We start from the raw sequence: 15,442 nt of genomic DNA, 5'->3' as shown, positions 1-15,442 counted from the left end.
GTGTGGACCACCCGACGATTGCTGCTCCCTCGATGCGCCAGGCGTTGCGTCCAGCGACGCGTCAGGCGGCGGGCGCGGCGGCGGGGGAGTCCTCGGCCAGGCCCAGGGTGTCGAGGATCCACGCGATCTCGAACGCGCGCTCGCGCCAGGACGCGTAGCGCCCGCTGACACCGCCGTGGCCCGCGGACATCTCGGTCTTCAGCAGCACCGGCGCCCCGACCTCGCGCAGCTTCGCGGTCCACTTGGCGGGCTCGACGTACAGCACGCGGGTGTCGTTGATCGAGGTGACCGCCAGGATCGCCGGGTACTGCACGTCGTCGCGGACGTTCTCGTACGGCGTGTACTCGCTCATGTAGCGGTAGACCTCGGCGTCGTGCAGCGGGTCACCCCACTCGTCCCACTCGATCACGGTGAGCGGCAGGTCGGGGTCGAGGATGCTGGTCAGCGCGTCGACGAACGGCACGGCGGCCAGGATGCCCGCGAACCGGTCGGGGGCGATGTTCGCCACCGCGCCCATCAGGAGTCCGCCCGCGCTGCCGCCCTCGGCGACCAGGCGGTCGGCGCTCGTGCGGCCCGTCGCGATGAGGTGGTCGGCGACGGCGACGAAGTCCGTGAAGGTGTTCTTCTTGGTGAGGGTCTTGCCGTTCTCGTACCAGTGCCGTCCGAGTTCGCCGCCGCCCCGGACGTGCGCGACCGCGAACACGACGCCGCGGTCGAGCAGCGACAGGCGCATCACGCTGAACCCCGGGTCGATCGAGTGCTCGTACGACCCGTACCCGTACAGGTGCAGCGGCGCCGGGGTGTCGGTGTCCACCGCATCGCGTCGCCACACGAGCGAGATCGGCACGCGGGTGCCGTCGGACGCCGTGGCCCAGTCGCGCTCCTGCACGTAGTCGGTCGGGTCGTAGCCACCGAGCACCGGCTGGCGCTTGAGCACCGTGACGTGTCCGGTCGCCAGGTCGAGGTCGCTGACCTCGGACGGGGTGACGAACGAGGTGAACCCGATGCGCAGCGTGGGCTGGTGCCACTCCGGGTTGCCACCGAGGCCGGCGGAGAACAGGGTCTCGTCGAAGTGGACCTCGTCGGGTTCGCCGTAGCCGTCACCGTCGATCGGGATGATCGCGACCCGGGGGAGTGCCTGGGCGCGGTACTCCAGCGCCAGGTGCCCGGCGAACGCGTCGACCGACTCGATGCGGCGCTCGGGGTGGTGCGCCACGACGACCCGGCGGTCGGACTCGGACGTGGGGTCGTCCGCGGGGACGTCCACGAGTTCGAAGTTCTCGGCACCGTCGTTGTGCAGGACGAGCAACCGGTCGCTGCCGCCGACGATGGCGTGCTCGATCTCGTACTCGACCCCTTCGCGCCGGGGCCACACCACGTGGAAGTCGCCGGTCGGGTCGGCCGCGTCGAGGATCCAGGCCTCGGAGGTGATCTTCGACCCGAGCTCGATGACGATGTACTGCGACGAGCGCGTGACGCCGACGCCGACCCAGTAGCGGTCGTCGGGCTCTTCGAACACGACGACGTCGGCCGACGCGGGCGTGCCGACGGTGTGCCGCCAGATACGGTCCGGACGCCACGAGTCGTCGACCGTGGGGTAGAACACGTACCGGCCCGAGGGGTCGAACGTGGCACCGGCACCGGTGTTCTCGACGACGTCGGCCAGGTCGTCGCCCGTGGTCAGGTCACGGACGTGCAGCGTGTACCGCTCGTCGCCCGCCACGTCGACGCCGTAGACCAGCCGCGTGCCGTCGTCGGTGATGTCGTAGGAACCCAGGGAGAAGAAGTCGTGTCCCTCGGCCAGGGCGTTGCCGTCGAGCACGACCTGTTCGCCGGGCAGGGTCGTCGTGTCCTCGTCGAGGGTCGGCGGCGTCCAGTCGTCCGGTCCGGTGATCGGTGCGCGGCACTGCACGCCGTACTGGCTGCCCTCGGTCGTGCGGGTGAAGTACCACCAGTGACCCATGCGCACCGGCACCGACAGGTCGGTCTCCTGCACGCGGCCCTTGACCTCGGCGAAGACGCGCTCGCGCAGGTCGGCGAGGTGGTCGGTCGAGGCCGCGGTGTGGGCGTTCTCGGCCTCGAGGTACCGCAGCGTGTCGGGGGACTCCTTGTCGCGGAGCCACTCGTAGTCGTCCACGAAGTCGATGCCGTGGTGCGTTCGGGTGATCGGCCGCTTGTCGGCGGTCGGCGGGGTGGTGGATCCGTGCTCGTCGCTCACCCGACCACCCTAGGCCGCGCGCCCGTGCAGTCCGCTCCGGAGCGCCCGCTCGTGCACGGCGGCACCGACGCGTTCGGCGAGCGCGTCGAGCTCGTCGGCGACGTCGACCACGAGCCACGCACGGTTGCGGCGGCGCGTGGTGACCGCCCGGAGCCGGCCGGTCCGGACGAGCGGGTCGACGAACCCGTCCGTCGTGGTGCCCGCGGCATGGGCCAGAGCATCCGCCTGGTCCTCGGTGAGCACCACGTCGGTGAGCAGGACGTCGGCGAGCAGGGGGTCCCCGGTCGCCGCCTGTTCGGCGAACGGGGGGTCCTCGGTCGCCGCCTGTTCGGCGAACAGGGGGCCCTCGGGCGGTGCGTGCTCGTCCAGCACCAGCGCGGTGAGGGCTGCTTCGTCGCAGGCAGTCCCGATCGCCACGGCCAGCTCGGCGACGAAGTCGTGCACGGTGCCCGACCGGTACCGCACCAGGTGGTCGAAGTACCGCGCACGATCGGCCACCAGGGCGGTCGCCACGGGCACGGTGGTCGACCTCGTGACACCGCGACGTCGCAGCACCGCGCCGATCAGCGCGCGGCCGATGCGTCCGTTGCCGTCCGTGAAGGGGTGGATCGACTCGAACTGGGCGTGTGCGATCGCAGCCTGTGCCACGGGGTGCAGGTCGTCGCGCGCCACGAACGCCAGCAGGTCGTCCATCAGCTCGGGCACCAGCTCGGGCGGTGGTGGGACGTACGACGCCAGCCGCGGCGACCGACCGCCGCCGATCCAGTTCTGCACCGTGCGCCACCGACCGGCGTCGTGGCTGTCGACCGGGTCGTCGCGGAACAGATCGTGGTGGGCGCGCAGGAGCGACACCGTGGTGACCGCACCCGTGGCGGCGTCGTCCTGCATGCGACGGAGGGCGGTGGTCGCCGCGACCATGAGCCAAGCGCTGTCGTTCGCTCGGGAGCCGACGACCGCCCGGGCGTAGTCGACCAGGTCGGCGTGCTCGTCCTCGATCCGCGAGGACGCGACGGCCTCGGTCCGAGTGAGCAGCCCGCCGAGCGGAGCCAGGCGCTCGCCGTGCGTCTGGTCGAGGTCGCGCAGGGCGTCCGTGGCACGGTCGAGCAGCGGCAGGTGGTCCCACTGCGGTCGGTACCGGATGTCGGCGATGTGCGGCGGGATGGACACCCGGATCGACGTCGTCAGGCGGTCCGCTCGCGACCCACGCAACGCACTGCGCCACGGCACCAGCGCGGACGTGTGGACGGCCAGCTCGGGCAGCGTGCTGTGGCGGGACGGTGGGTGATGCGGCATGTCGTCACGGTAGGGACCGCGCGCCCTGTGGTGCAACGAATTCGTATGTTGTATTCCGTTGTCGCCGGAGCAGGGCGACTACCGTGGACCGCATGCCCAACTCCTTCGTCATCACCGGTGCCCACGTCGTCCCCGTCACCTCCGCCGAGTTCGACGGAGCGGTCGTCGTCGAGGACGGCCGCATCACCGCGTTCGGCCCGGACCTGACCCCGCCCGCCGGGCTGCCGGTCGTCGACGCCGCCGGTGCCTGGCTCGTCCCCGGGTTCGTCGAGTCCCACGGGCACGTCGGCATCCACGAAGAGGCGAACGGCCCCGCGGGCAACGACACGAACGAGCTGACCGGTCCGAACATGGCCGGCGTCCGGGCGATCGACGCCGTCGACATCGACGACGAGGGCTTCCGCGACGCCCTGTCCGGCGGGGTCACGAGCATCGTCGTCAAGCCCGGCTCCGGCAACCCGATCGGCGGACAGACCGTCGCCATCAAGACCTGGGGCGGACGCACGATCGACGAGCAGCTCATCTCCGACGCGGTCAGCGTCAAGAGCGCCCTCGGCGAGAACCCGAAGCGCGTCTACGGCGACAAGGGCCAGACGCCCTCGACCCGGCTGGGCGTGGCCAAGGTCATCCGCGACGCCTTCGTCGACGCGCAGAACTACCGGGCCGCCCGCGACGCTGCAGCCCGCAAGGACGAGCCGTTCGCGCGTGACCTGACCAAGGAGACGCTGGTGCGTGTGCTCGACGGCGAGCTCGCGTGGGACCAGCACACCCACCGCCACGACGACATCGCCACCGCGATCCGGCTGTCCGAGGAGTTCGGCTACCGGCTCGTCGTCAACCACGGCACCGAGGGGCACAAGATCGCCGACGTGCTGGCAGCGAAGGACATCCCCGTCATCTACGGGCCGCTGTTCACCAGCCGGTCCAAGGTCGAGCTGCGCGACCGCGGCATCCCGCACCTCGCGGCGCTCGCCGCGGCCGGCGTCCGGGTCGCGATCACGACGGACGCGCCCGTGGTCCCGATCAACATGCTCGTCGACCAGGCGATCGCCGCGGTGAAGGAGGGCCTGCCGCACCAGACGGCCCTCGAGGCGCTCACGGTGAACCCCGCCACCTTCCTGGGCTTCGGCGACCGGGTGGGGCAGCTCGCGGTCGGACACGACGCCGACCTGGTGCTGTGGACGGGCGACCCGCTCGATGCCACCAGCCGCGCGACGCGCGTCTGGATCGAGGGCAACCAGGTCTACACGTGGGCCGACGGCGTCGGCACGACCGTGCCCCGCTGGTGACACGGTGACCGCCTGAAGGCCCGGTGCCGGTCCGACGGACCGGCACCGGGCCTCCAGAGGGTCACGTCACGACTCGCGCGACAGCAGGAAGTCGTTGACCTGCTCGGTCATCGCGAGGTCCATCGCGTGCTCGTGGCCGTCGACCGAGCGGATGGGCGCCGCCTGGCGCACGCTCGACACGAGCCACAGGGCATCCGCGGCGCGTAGGTCGTCCATCGTGACCAGCTCGTAGGACGTCTCGATGCCCTGCTGCTCGGCGAACCGGAACACGTCCGCCTGCGTGGTGCCGGCCAGGATCCCGATGTCGGTGCGCGGCGTGACCAGGCGTCCGGCGACCGACATGACCAGGTTGGCCCGGGTGCCCTCGAGCACGTACCCGTCGGTCGTCACGAACAGGGCGTCGTCGGCGCCCCGTCGGGTGGCCTCGCGCAGCGCCGCCATGTTCACCGCGTAGGACAGCGTCTTCGCACCCTGCAGCAGCCACGGCGAGGTGCGCTCGACGTCGTGCCGGTAGCCGCGGTCGAGCGTGACCACCGAGATGCCCTCGGTGCGGGCCGGGGTGGAGTCCCCGGACGCTGCGGCGTACACCCAGCCGGTCGGCCGGCCCGATCCCTCGACGCCGCGGGTCAGGACCGTCTTCGCGAAGGCCTCGCGCACCGGGTCGAGCTCAGCGCACACGGCCTCGATCGCCCGCCGCCACGCGTCGAGGTCGGGCAGCGGCAGGTCGAGCATGCCGGCGGACCGCACGAACCGTGCCAGGTGCGCCTCGAGCGCCTGCGGACGGCCGTCCACGACGGTGATGGTCTCGAACACGCCGTCACCGCGGACGACGCCCAGGTCCTGCACCTCGAGCTGGTGTTCCAGCGGCGCCTCGAACGTGAACGCGTCAGCGGACGGGTCGTGCGCCGCGGCGTCTCGGGAGGGCTGGTTCAGGACGGCGAGCACGGTTTCGGTCATGCGGCCATCCAACCGCAGCAGCCGTGGTGCCGGTCAGGACCGCTCGGGGAGCGCGCCCATGAGCTTCCACACCGTCGCGGTCAGCTCCGGGTGCTGCAGGGCGATGCGCCGCAGCCGGTGGTACTCCTCGCCCAGCCGGGTGCCCTGACCCGACGCCGGGTGCGAGGACCACTGCGCGCTGCGCTGGCCGATGGCGGCATCGAGTTCGAGCGCTTCCTCGCGCAGGATCAGGACGACCTGTTCGTCGACGGTGGGCAGCAGGTGCATGAACTCCCAGGGATCGTCGCCCTGGCGTGACCGGTGCTCGACGATCATCGAGATCTCTTCGGCGGCCTCGGCGCGCAGCACTTCGAGGCTGCGCCCGAATCGCCGGTGCTCAGCCACGACGCCCCCGCAGCACGCCTGCCATGGATCGAGCGTACGCCAGATCGTCGGCCAGACTGGACACGTGAGCGAGCGCGACGAGACCAAGAACCAGCACCCCCGGGTCGTGGTCGTGTACCTGCTGCGCAGCGGCGTCACGGGCGACGAGGTGCTGCTCGGCGAGAAGCGGCGGGGCCTCGGCGCGGGGCGCGTGGTCGGGCCCGGCGGCAAGCGCGAGGGCGCCGAGACGGCGGTCGAGACCGCGGTGCGCGAGGTCGCCGAAGAGGTCGGCCTGCGGCTCGACCCGGCCGACCTGGAGGCCCGGGGCACGTTGGACTACCGGTTCCCGTACCGGCCGTCCTGGTCCCAGGTCTCCGACGTGTTCGTCGGTCGGCGCTGGTCCGGCACGCCGACCGTCAGCGACGAGCTCGCCGCGCGGTGGGTGCCAGTCGACGACGTCCCCTACGACGCGATGTGGGACGATGCGCGGTACTGGCTGCCCGGCGTGCTGGCGGGCGGGACGGTCGATGCGCGGTTCACGTTCGCCGACGACGACGCCACGGTCGTGGGGTTCAGCGGCACGGGCGTCGTCACACCCGAAGGTCACGGAGCGCACTGACGGCGGCACCGCCGGACCCCCTGCGGCATGTCGCACCCTTCGGCGGCTTCCCGCATCCGGGCGTACGAACCCGTCGGAGTGCCTCGACCCGGAGTTAGCGTCGGTCGACCGCCGCCGTCGATGCACCGTGAAGGGGCCCACGTGCTCACCTCCTCCGGAACCCTGCCGGGCTCCCTGTCCGACCACCGTGGTGCCGACGTGCCCGAGACCTCGCTGCTGGCGGGGCTGTCGGACGTCGCGCGGCGGGTGCCGGACGCCCTGGCGGTGACGGACGAGCACCTGTCCCTGACCCACGCCGAACTCGACCGGGTGACCCGCGCCGTCGGGGTCCTGCTCGACGAACGACTCACCCCGGACGACCACAGCGGGCTCGGCGTCGACGTCCCCCAGGGCGGTGCGTCCGTCCCCGTCGGTGTGCTCGTCACCCACGGTGTCGGATCCGTCCTGGCCACGCTCGGGCTGATCCGTGCCGGCCGCACCATCGTCGCGCTCGATCCGTTCCTGCCCGAGGCCCGACTGCGCCACGTGATGTCGCTGGCCGGCATCGTGGACATCGTGGCGGACCGGGCGCACGCTGCGCAGGCCGCGACCCTGGTGGCGGACCGGGGCACGGTCCTGCCGTTCGCACCGCTCGTGGCCGAGGCCCGCGCGGTCGCCGCCACCGACGCCGACATCCGCGACGTCGCGGCGGCCCAGGGCCGAGGCGGGCGCGACCCGCTCGTGATCATCTTCACCTCCGGTTCGACCGGCGCCCCCAAGGGCGTCGTGATGACGCACCGGCAGGCCATGGCCGACACCGTCGCCGAACGCGAGGTCTTCCGGTTCACGGCCGAGGACCGGCTGGCGTCGGTGCTGCCCCACGGTTTCTCGGCCGGGTTCTCGCTGGTGCTGTCCGGGCTGCTGGCCGGCGCCTCGATGCACGTCGCCGACCCGCGCCGCACCGGCGTCGACGGCCTGGCCGCCTGGATCCACGACGCCGAGCTGACGACGCTGCACACCACCCCGCACCTGGTCCGGTCCCTGGTCGGCGCACTCGACGCTGCGGACGACCGGCTGCGCGGCCTGCGCATGGTCGCCACCGTCGGCGAGGCCGTGACCGGTCCGGACCTGGCCGCGCTCCGACCGCTGCTCGGACCGACGACGTCGTTCTGCAACTGGACGGGCTCGAGCGAGACGAACGTCTACGCCGTCAACGAGATCCTGGCCACCGACCCGATCCCGGAGCGCAGCATCCCCTCCGGTCGGATCGTCGCCGGCAAGCGCATCGTGCTGCGCCGACCGGACGGCACCACGGCCGACGTCGGCGAGTCCGGGGAGATCGTCTGCATCTCACACGCCATGACGAGCGGCTACTGGGGTGCCCCCGAGACCACGGCGACCCGGGCCGGAACCGCCGAGGACGGTACCCCATCGTGGGCCGTCGGTGACCTGGGCCGCTTCGACGAGGACGGTCGCATCACCCTGCTCGGCCGCGCCGACGACGCCGTCAAGGTCCGGGGCTACCTGGTCGAGCCGAGCGAGGTCGAGTCCGCCCTGCGCACGGTCGACACCGTGCAGGAGGCCGCCGTGATCGCGGTCAAGGCCCCGCCCGCGCCCACCCGCCTGGTCGCCTACGTCGTCACGAAGCGGGGGCGGCGCTCGGCCTCACCCGCGGCGATCCGCAAGGCGCTGCGCGACATGCTGCCGGACTACATGGTGCCGACGGCGATCGTCCCGATGGCCGAACTGCCCCGCAACGAACGCGGCAAGGTCGACCGGGCAGCCCTGCCCGAGGCGCCGTCGCTCGCGATGACCCTGGGCGAGGGCGGCACAGCGCTGCCCGACGCCGACACGTACGACCAGTGGGAGCTCGCGGTCGCGCAGATCTGGTCCGAGGTCCTCGGACTGCCCGCGGTCGGTCCGCTGCAGCTGCCGTCGGTCGGGCTCGACAACGACTTCGCCGAACTCGGCGGGGACTCGCTGTCCGCCGAGGAGATGCTCGCCACCGTGAGCGACCGACTCGGCGTCGAGCTGCCGTCCACCGACCTGCTGGAGTTCCCGACCGTCCGCACCTTCGCCGCTCGTGCACGCCTCGGCGCCACCGCGGTCCCGAGCCACCCGGACGTGATGACCCTGGCCGACGGCGCCGGCAGCACCAACGCCCCGCTGTTCTGCGTCGCCGGAGCCGGTGCGCTCGGCCTGACCTGGGCACCGCTGTCGCGACGACTCGGGGACCGTGCCGTGTACGCCTTCCAGCAGCACGGGCTCGAACGTCGCTCCGTGCCCGACTGGAGCATCCCCGCGATGGCCAGGCGCAGCATCGAGCTGATGCGCGTCGTGCAGCCCCGCGGTCCCTACACGATCGCCGGGCACTCGTTCGGCGGCCTGGTCGCGCTCGAGATGGCGTCGATCCTGACGGCCTCGGGGCAGCAGGTGCACCGCGTCGTCCTCGTCGACACGTACCTGCCCGAGCAGAACGCCGAACAGGTCGACGTCGTCGAGTTCGGCGAGCTCGACCTGGGGCACGGGTCGACCATCACCCGGAGCCGGGTCCGCAAGGCCCTGGCGTCGCGGACCGAGTTCGTCCGTGACCGTGTGCTCGCACCGTTCGGCCAGATCGGGCGTCGTGCACGGGCGTACGGCGCCGGGGTGTTCCGCTGGCAGGGACAGCAGCAGTTCCGCGCGTTCTTCGACCACGCGGTGATCGTCTCGCGGCGCTACCGGCCGCCGGTGTACTCCGGCGCGGTGACGCTCGTCGTCGCGGACGGCAACGACTCCGGGGCCGAGCGCTGGGCGCCGTTCCTGGTGGACGGCCCGGACGTGGTGCGCATGCACAGCGAGCACAGCTCGGTGCTGCGGGAGCCCTACGTCGCGGAACTCGCCGACGCGCTCCGCGACCAGCTGGGCTGACGCGTCCGGCTGGGCTGACGCGTCCCGCTGGTCAGCGCGTGCGGGTGCTGCCGGTCCGGGCCTCTTCGGCCGCGGCGATGACGTCGGCGTCCCCGCTCTGCCCGCCGAGCGGCCGGACGAAGAAGTCGACGATGCCCACCGCGATCGCGGCGACCAGGGCGAACATCGCCCAGCCGACGAACAGCCCGGCGGTGTTGCGCCCGTCGGCCGGGGCGAGCGCGACACTCGCGACCCACAGGCCCACGGTCAGCACGAGCAGGACGACGACGGCGGTGACGAGCAGGCGGTGCCAGGCGGAACGGGTCATGATCGGCCCAGGATACCGCGCCGGCGTCAGCGGGCCGCGTGCCGGTGGCGGGGCTTGTCGCCCGGATCCGCCGGCGCACCGGTGGTGTCCGGCCCGGACGCGGGACGTGCGCGCGGACCCGACCCCGAGCCTCCGCTCCGGCCGCCGACACTCTGGCGGTCCGCCTGCCGGACCACGGCGATGCGCCCGGTCGTGAGTGGCTCGTTCTCGAGCCCGTCGCGCCCACCAGTGAAGACGTCGCCGCTGACGCGGTCGTCCTCCCAGTCGTCGTCGCGCAGGACCTGCAGCGTGCCCGTCTCGGTCGAGGCGAGCCCGTGGCGCTCGAGCTCGACGTCGCGCTGCTTGCCGAGGAACTCGCGGTTGGCGGTCTGGGCGTCCTGGAACATCGTCGTGCGGCCGGTGACGATCGCGCGGATGCGGCGACGCTCCCAGAGCATCTTGCCGAAGTACATGAGCACCAGGCCAGCGCCCGCGTAGCAGGCCATCGTGATGAGCCCGCGGGCCGGGCCGGGGCCGACGCCGTAGACCTGGTGCTTGATCATGTCGACCATGCTCGACCCGACCACGACGTTGTTCAGCCAGGCGAAGGGCTCGGGCATGAACCACTTCGGGTAGGCCCCGCCGGACGAGGGCATCGACAGGAAGACGAAACAGATCATGGCGGGCGCGGCGATGAACCGGCCGACGAAGTAGCTCAGCCCGTTGACCGCCAGGCCGATCGCGACGATCCAGCCCCAGGCGATGAGCACGAGTTCGATCCAGTGCCCGTGGATGGCACCGACGACCGGGCCGGCCAGGGTGTTCGTGATGAGCGAGATGACGAGACCGCCGATGACGATCACCGCCATGCGGACCCGGTGGCGGAGCGGACCGCCCATGATGCCGATGAACATCGCGACCATGTAGCCGCCGATGCACCACGCGAGCATGACGTACATCGGCACGGTGCCGTACTCGTCGTACGACGGCAGCGCGGCGAGCTCGGTGACCTTCGGTGTCGCGACGCCGATCGCGGTGAGCACGGCGGTCAGCGTCGCCGGCACCAGGCTCGCCACCTGGAACTGGTGCGCGCTGGCCTTGAAGAACTCGTTGTTCGACGGGTCGTACGCGACGGCCATCGAGCCGGCCAGAACGTCACGCTTGGCGGCGACCAGGGAGTCGTAGGTGTGGAACTCGAACTCGCCGGGCAGCGCCTTCTGCACCGCCTGCACGAAGGTCGGGTCGCTGCCGATGAGTGCGATCGGCACGTCGTGGGGGTGCGGGGCGTGGAAGGCGAAGACGTAGCACAGACAGAAGCCGACGATGAAGAACAGCGGCATCCACAGCTGCAGGCCGATGAGCTGCAGGGACGGGTGCAGGGTGCTGTACCACCGGCGCCAGGCGCTGATCTTCTGCGGCTGCGGGACCGGGGCCTGACGACGACGGACCGGGCGCGTGGAGCCGGCGACCTTGGCACCGCGACGTGGACCGGAACCGCGAGCCGAGGGCCGGGTCTGGCGCTGCTTCGGCGCGGACCGCTGAGCCCCGGGGCGGTCCGGGGTGTCGCTGTGCTGGGGGACGTCGTTCCGCGGGGTGCTCACTGGCGCGCTGTGCTCCTGGTCTGGTCGAGAAGACGTCAGGATACGCCGAAGGGCTGACCGCGGTCCGGGCGAGCGCGCGACCGCGGCGACCGGCTAGGACCGGCTGCGGGACGCCTGCGCCGAGTCCATCGCGAGCTCTTCGGCGTCGAGCGTCACGAGCACGCGGCGCATGACCTCTTCGTCGAGGTTGCCGCGCTCGCGCTCCTCCAGCACGATCTCGCGACGGCGGTCCAGCAGCTCGCGCCGGATGTCCTGGATCTGCGCTCCCCGGAGCCGCACGGGGGAGTTGCGCTCCTCGTCCTGCTCTTCTTCGGCGTCCTGCCGGAAGACCTCGGCCTGGCGTTCGAGTCGCGCCTTGAGCCGGCTGACCACGGTGTCGATCGCCTGGTCGCCGTAGCGCTTGGCCCACTCGGCACGCCGTGCGTCGAGCAGCTCGATCGCCGCCTCGGTGGTGCGCTGGTTCAGCCGCATCTCGCTGCGGATGTCCGCTTCCCCCTCGGACGGGTCCGACACCTTGAGGGACCGGATCACGAAGGGCAGCGTCAGGCCCTGCAGCAGGAGTGTGCCGATCGTCACGATGAACGCGATCACGAAGATGGTGTCCTGCGCCTTGACCTGCACGGGGCTCGCCACGACCGACACCGCCGCAGCCAGGGTCACCACGCCACGCATGCCCGTCCACGAGATGACGGTGAGTTCGCGCCAGTTGAGCTTCGGTTCCGCCGACCCCCGGATCCACCGCAGCCATCGGTGTCCGCGGGACATCCGGATGCGCAGGGGCCGGAACCACCGTCCGTTGAAGCGGTTGCGGACGTAGGACTCGAACACGAAGAGCGGCCGGACGAGGATCACCACCACCAGCACCACGACGGCCGCGGTGATCGTCTGCCCGAGGCTGCGCTCGCTCTCGATCAGGTCCTGCACGACGGTGTTGAGCTGCAGTCCGATGAGCGCGAAGACGAACCCTTCCAGGATGACGTCGATGCTCGTCCACAGCGGGCGCTCCTGCAGTCGGGTGGCGTAGCCCTCCTTCGGCGAGTTGTAGCCGATGTACAGCCCCGCCGTGACGACCGCGATGACCCCGGAACCGGACAGGTCCTCGGCCAGGATGTACGCGACGAACGGCAGCAGGATGCTCATGATCGTCTCGACGACCGGGTCGTTGATGCGCATCCGGATCCAGTGCACGAGCACGCCGAGCACGATCCCGACGGCCAGGCCGACGCCGATCGCCAGGCCGAAGATGCCGAGGTCCTGCCAGATGGTCAGCGAGGTGCCGGCGGCGATGAGCGTGAACACCCGCACGAGCGTCAGCGACGCCGCGTCGTTGATCAGGCTCTCGCCGGACAGCACCGTCATGACCCGCCGGGGGAGCCCGAGCTTGCGGCCGATGGCGGCAGCGGACACGGCGTCCGGCGGGGCGACGACGGCTCCGAGCAGGATCGCCGCGGGCCAGTCCATGTCCGGGATGATGACGTACGCGGCCACCGCCACGGCCAGCGCCGTGATGATGACCAGGAAGATGCCGAGGCGTCGGATCTGCTTGATCGACTGCTGGAAGCTCTGCCACGACACGTCGAGGGCGGCCGAGTACAGCAGCGGCGGCAGGATCACCGTCAGGATCAGCTCGGAGTTGATCTCGATGTGGGGCAGCCCGGGGATGAAGGACACTGCGAGCGCCACCGCGGTGACGAGCAGCGGAGCGGGGAGCCCCTTCGCCCGTGCGAAGCCGGTCACGACCAGTGATCCGACCAGCAGGATGAGGAGCTCGGCGATGTCCATGCGCTCATTCTCCCATCGGCATGCTTCCGGAACTGAACGAACGTGAAGCCGAGGTGAACGCGAGGTTGCCGACCGGGTTTGCCCGCGAGGCGCTCATGCGGGACACTTGCCCGCGGTGGACATCACACTCATAGTCGTCCTGGTCATCGCGTTGGCCCTCTTCTTCGACTTCACAAACGGTTTTCACGACACCGCCAACGCGATGGCGACACCGATCGCGACCGGGGCCATGAAGCCCAAGGTCGCGGTCACGGTCGCCGCGGTGCTCAACCTCGTCGGTGCGTTCCTCAGCACCGCCGTCGCCACGTCGATCTCCCACGGGCTGATCAACGAGGGCCCCGGCGGCGTCGCGATCAGCCCCGAGATGATCTTCGCCGGGCTCATCGGCGCGGTCGTCTGGAACATGATCACGTGGCTGCGCGGACTGCCGTCGTCGTCCTCGCACGCGCTGTTCGGCGGGCTCATCGGGGCGGCGATCGTCGGTGCCGGGTTCCAGTCCGTCAACTACGCGGCACTGCTGACCGTCGTGATCATCCCCGCGTTCCTGTCGCCGGTCATCGCGGCGCTCGTGTCGCTGCTGTCGACGCGCATCGCCTACCGGATCACGCGCCGGCCGGTGTTCCCGAACGAGCGCGGCGGGTTCCGCATCGGGCAGGTGTTCACCAGCTCGATGGTGTCGCTGGCCCACGGCACGAACGACGCGCAGAAGACGATGGGCGTCATCACGCTGACGCTGATCGCCTCGGGTGCGCAGTCCGCGAACCAGGGCGTGCAGTTCTGGGTCGTCGTCGCGTGTGCCCTGGCCATCGCGCTCGGCACGTACACCGGTGGCTGGCGCATCATCCGCACGCTGGGCTCCGGTCTGACCGAGATCCGCGCGACGCAGGGCTTCGCCGCCGAGGCCTCCACCGCGGCCACGATCCTGGCCTCGAGCCACCTCGGCTTCGCGCTCTCGACCACGCAGGTGTCGTCGGGCTCGATCATCGGCGCGGGCCTCGGCCGACGCGGCTCGAAGATCCAGTGGTCCACCGCGGGCAAGATCGTCATCGCCTGGTTCATCACGCTGCCCGCGGCTGCTGCCGTCGGTGCCGTGGCGTCGGGCATCGCCCGGTTCGGCATCATCGGCCTGGTCATCGACGCGGTCGTCGGTGCCGCGGTGATCCTCGGCCTGTACCTGTGGTCGCTGCGGAAGCCGCACGAGCAGGCCTCGGCGATCGAGGTCGACGTCGCCGCGAACGCGGTCTACACCCGCAAGGAGCTGCGCGACCTGCAGCGCAAGAAGCGCGCGGACGCCGTGGCAGCCCGACGCGCCGAGCTCAGCCGCGAGCGCACCCTGCGCCGCATGTCCGGACGGAACGGGGGACGACGCTGATGGGCATCGACTGGTTTGCCTTCGTCACCGTGGCGCTCGTCGCCGTGGTCTCCGCCTGCTTCGTGGTCGCCGTGTACTCGGTCGGCCTGCGTTTCTGGAGCGCCGCCGACACCCGCGCCGGCAAGTTCACCGTGAAGGAGGACGGCACGATCGGCCCCGCCACCGCCGGCTTCCCGAACCCGCAGGGGGCCTCCGCCGCGGTGCGCGGCTTCCGCGCGCTGGCCGTGGCCTGCTTCGTCCTGTGCGGCGCGGTCGTGCTCTACGGCATCTACCTCATCGTCCCGCAGTTCCACTGACGCCCGTCGCGTGTACGGTGCTGCGTTCGTGGCTCGTGCGCGGTTGACGGGGTGGTGCTGGGCACCAACCGGGCACGGGGCTGCTGACCCGTCACGAGGTTCGGTCGCGCTGCTGCGGACTGGAGGTGCGTAACGGGCTGGTGCCGGGCCTCCCGTCGGTGTGTGGCGGGGTTCGTACGGTGCTGCGTTCGTGGCTCGTGCGCGGTTGACGGGGTGGTGCTGGGCATCAACCGGGCACGGGGCTGCTGACCCGTCACGAGGTTCGGTCGCGCTGCTGCGGACTGGAGGCGCGTAACGGGCTGGTGCCGGGCCTCCCGTCGGTGTGTGGCGGGGTTCGTACGGTGCTGCGTTCGTGGCTCGTGCGCGGTTGACGGGGTGGTGCGGGGCACCAACCGGGCACGGGGCGCCCGCCGCCGCACCGTGCGCCGCCGCCCGCCCGCACCGTGCGTCGCCCGCCCGCCCGCCCGCCCGCCGCCC

Annotated in this window: 12 protein-coding genes; 5 read left to right on the top strand and 7 right to left on the bottom strand. The window is 71.5% G+C overall.

Going from position 1 to position 15,442, the window contains the following annotated elements; all coding sequences use genetic code 11:
- Positions 1 to 61 precede the first annotated feature (61 nt).
- Positions 62 to 2,218 carry a S9 family peptidase gene (locus tag ACLBWP_RS15820; protein WP_447655877.1) on the bottom strand — a complete coding sequence of 719 codons (2,157 nt, stop codon included), beginning with the start codon at positions 2,216 to 2,218 and terminating at the stop codon, positions 62 to 64.
- 9 nt (positions 2,219 to 2,227) lie between these two features.
- On the bottom strand, positions 2,228 to 3,511 hold the full coding sequence (locus ACLBWP_RS15815) for a Fic family protein (RefSeq protein WP_447655876.1): 1,284 nt from the start codon (positions 3,509 to 3,511) through the stop codon (positions 2,228 to 2,230).
- A gap of 92 nt (positions 3,512 to 3,603) precedes the next feature.
- Here ACLBWP_RS15815 and ACLBWP_RS15810 point away from each other — a divergent pair, with 92 nt between their 5' ends.
- Positions 3,604 to 4,800, top strand: a complete 1,197-nt coding sequence (locus tag ACLBWP_RS15810; protein WP_243564355.1) for an amidohydrolase — start codon at positions 3,604 to 3,606, stop codon at positions 4,798 to 4,800.
- Between the two features lie 66 nt (positions 4,801 to 4,866).
- Here the strand turns inward: ACLBWP_RS15810 and ACLBWP_RS15805 are convergent, their stop codons facing one another.
- Both ACLBWP_RS15805 and ACLBWP_RS15800 read right to left on the bottom strand, forming a co-directional pair.
- A complete protein-coding gene (locus ACLBWP_RS15805; protein ID WP_447655875.1) occupies positions 4,867 to 5,757 on the bottom strand; it encodes an aminodeoxychorismate lyase in 891 nt (296 codons plus the stop codon).
- A gap of 33 nt (positions 5,758 to 5,790) precedes the next feature.
- Positions 5,791 to 6,141, bottom strand: a complete 351-nt coding sequence (locus ACLBWP_RS15800) for a tryptophan synthase subunit alpha (RefSeq protein ID WP_308221925.1) — start codon at positions 6,139 to 6,141, stop codon at positions 5,791 to 5,793.
- A 64-nt stretch (positions 6,142 to 6,205) separates the two neighbouring features.
- Between ACLBWP_RS15800 and ACLBWP_RS15795 the strand changes: the two genes are divergently transcribed.
- Both ACLBWP_RS15795 and ACLBWP_RS15790 read left to right on the top strand, forming a co-directional pair.
- Positions 6,206 to 6,739 carry an 8-oxo-dGTP diphosphatase gene (locus ACLBWP_RS15795; RefSeq protein ID WP_447655874.1) on the top strand — a complete coding sequence of 178 codons (534 nt, stop codon included), beginning with the start codon at positions 6,206 to 6,208 and terminating at the stop codon, positions 6,737 to 6,739.
- 141 nt (positions 6,740 to 6,880) lie between these two features.
- Positions 6,881 to 9,628, top strand: coding sequence for an alpha/beta fold hydrolase (locus tag ACLBWP_RS15790; protein WP_447655873.1), 2,748 nt, complete (start codon positions 6,881 to 6,883; stop codon positions 9,626 to 9,628).
- A 31-nt stretch (positions 9,629 to 9,659) separates the two neighbouring features.
- Here ACLBWP_RS15790 and ACLBWP_RS15785 read toward each other — a convergent pair whose 3' ends face one another.
- From ACLBWP_RS15785 to ACLBWP_RS15775, 3 genes are all read right to left on the bottom strand, one after another.
- Positions 9,660 to 9,935 carry a hypothetical protein gene (locus ACLBWP_RS15785; RefSeq protein WP_447655872.1) on the bottom strand — a complete coding sequence of 92 codons (276 nt, stop codon included), beginning with the start codon at positions 9,933 to 9,935 and terminating at the stop codon, positions 9,660 to 9,662.
- Between the two features lie 26 nt (positions 9,936 to 9,961).
- Positions 9,962 to 11,515: an ABC transporter permease gene (locus tag ACLBWP_RS15780; protein ID WP_447655871.1), complete on the bottom strand. Its 1,554-nt coding sequence runs from the start codon at positions 11,513 to 11,515 to the stop codon at positions 9,962 to 9,964.
- Between the two features lie 93 nt (positions 11,516 to 11,608).
- Positions 11,609 to 13,297, bottom strand: coding sequence for a cation:proton antiporter (locus ACLBWP_RS15775; protein WP_243564361.1), 1,689 nt, complete (start codon positions 13,295 to 13,297; stop codon positions 11,609 to 11,611).
- A 115-nt stretch (positions 13,298 to 13,412) separates the two neighbouring features.
- Between ACLBWP_RS15775 and ACLBWP_RS15770 the strand changes: the two genes are divergently transcribed.
- Positions 13,413 to 14,669: an inorganic phosphate transporter gene (locus tag ACLBWP_RS15770; protein ID WP_243564362.1), complete on the top strand. Its 1,257-nt coding sequence runs from the start codon at positions 13,413 to 13,415 to the stop codon at positions 14,667 to 14,669.
- Positions 14,669 to 14,965 (top strand): hypothetical protein, encoded by a 297-nt coding sequence (locus ACLBWP_RS15765; protein ID WP_447655870.1) that lies wholly within the window; start codon positions 14,669 to 14,671, stop codon positions 14,963 to 14,965. Before ACLBWP_RS15770 ends, ACLBWP_RS15765 begins: the two co-directional genes overlap by 1 nt.
- The last annotated feature ends 477 nt before the right edge of the window (positions 14,966 to 15,442 follow it).

Source organism: Microbacterium sp. M1A1_1b (assembly GCF_053345565.1).
Note: the sequence above shows the minus strand (reverse complement) of the source record. Positions and strands in the feature narration are given on the sequence as shown.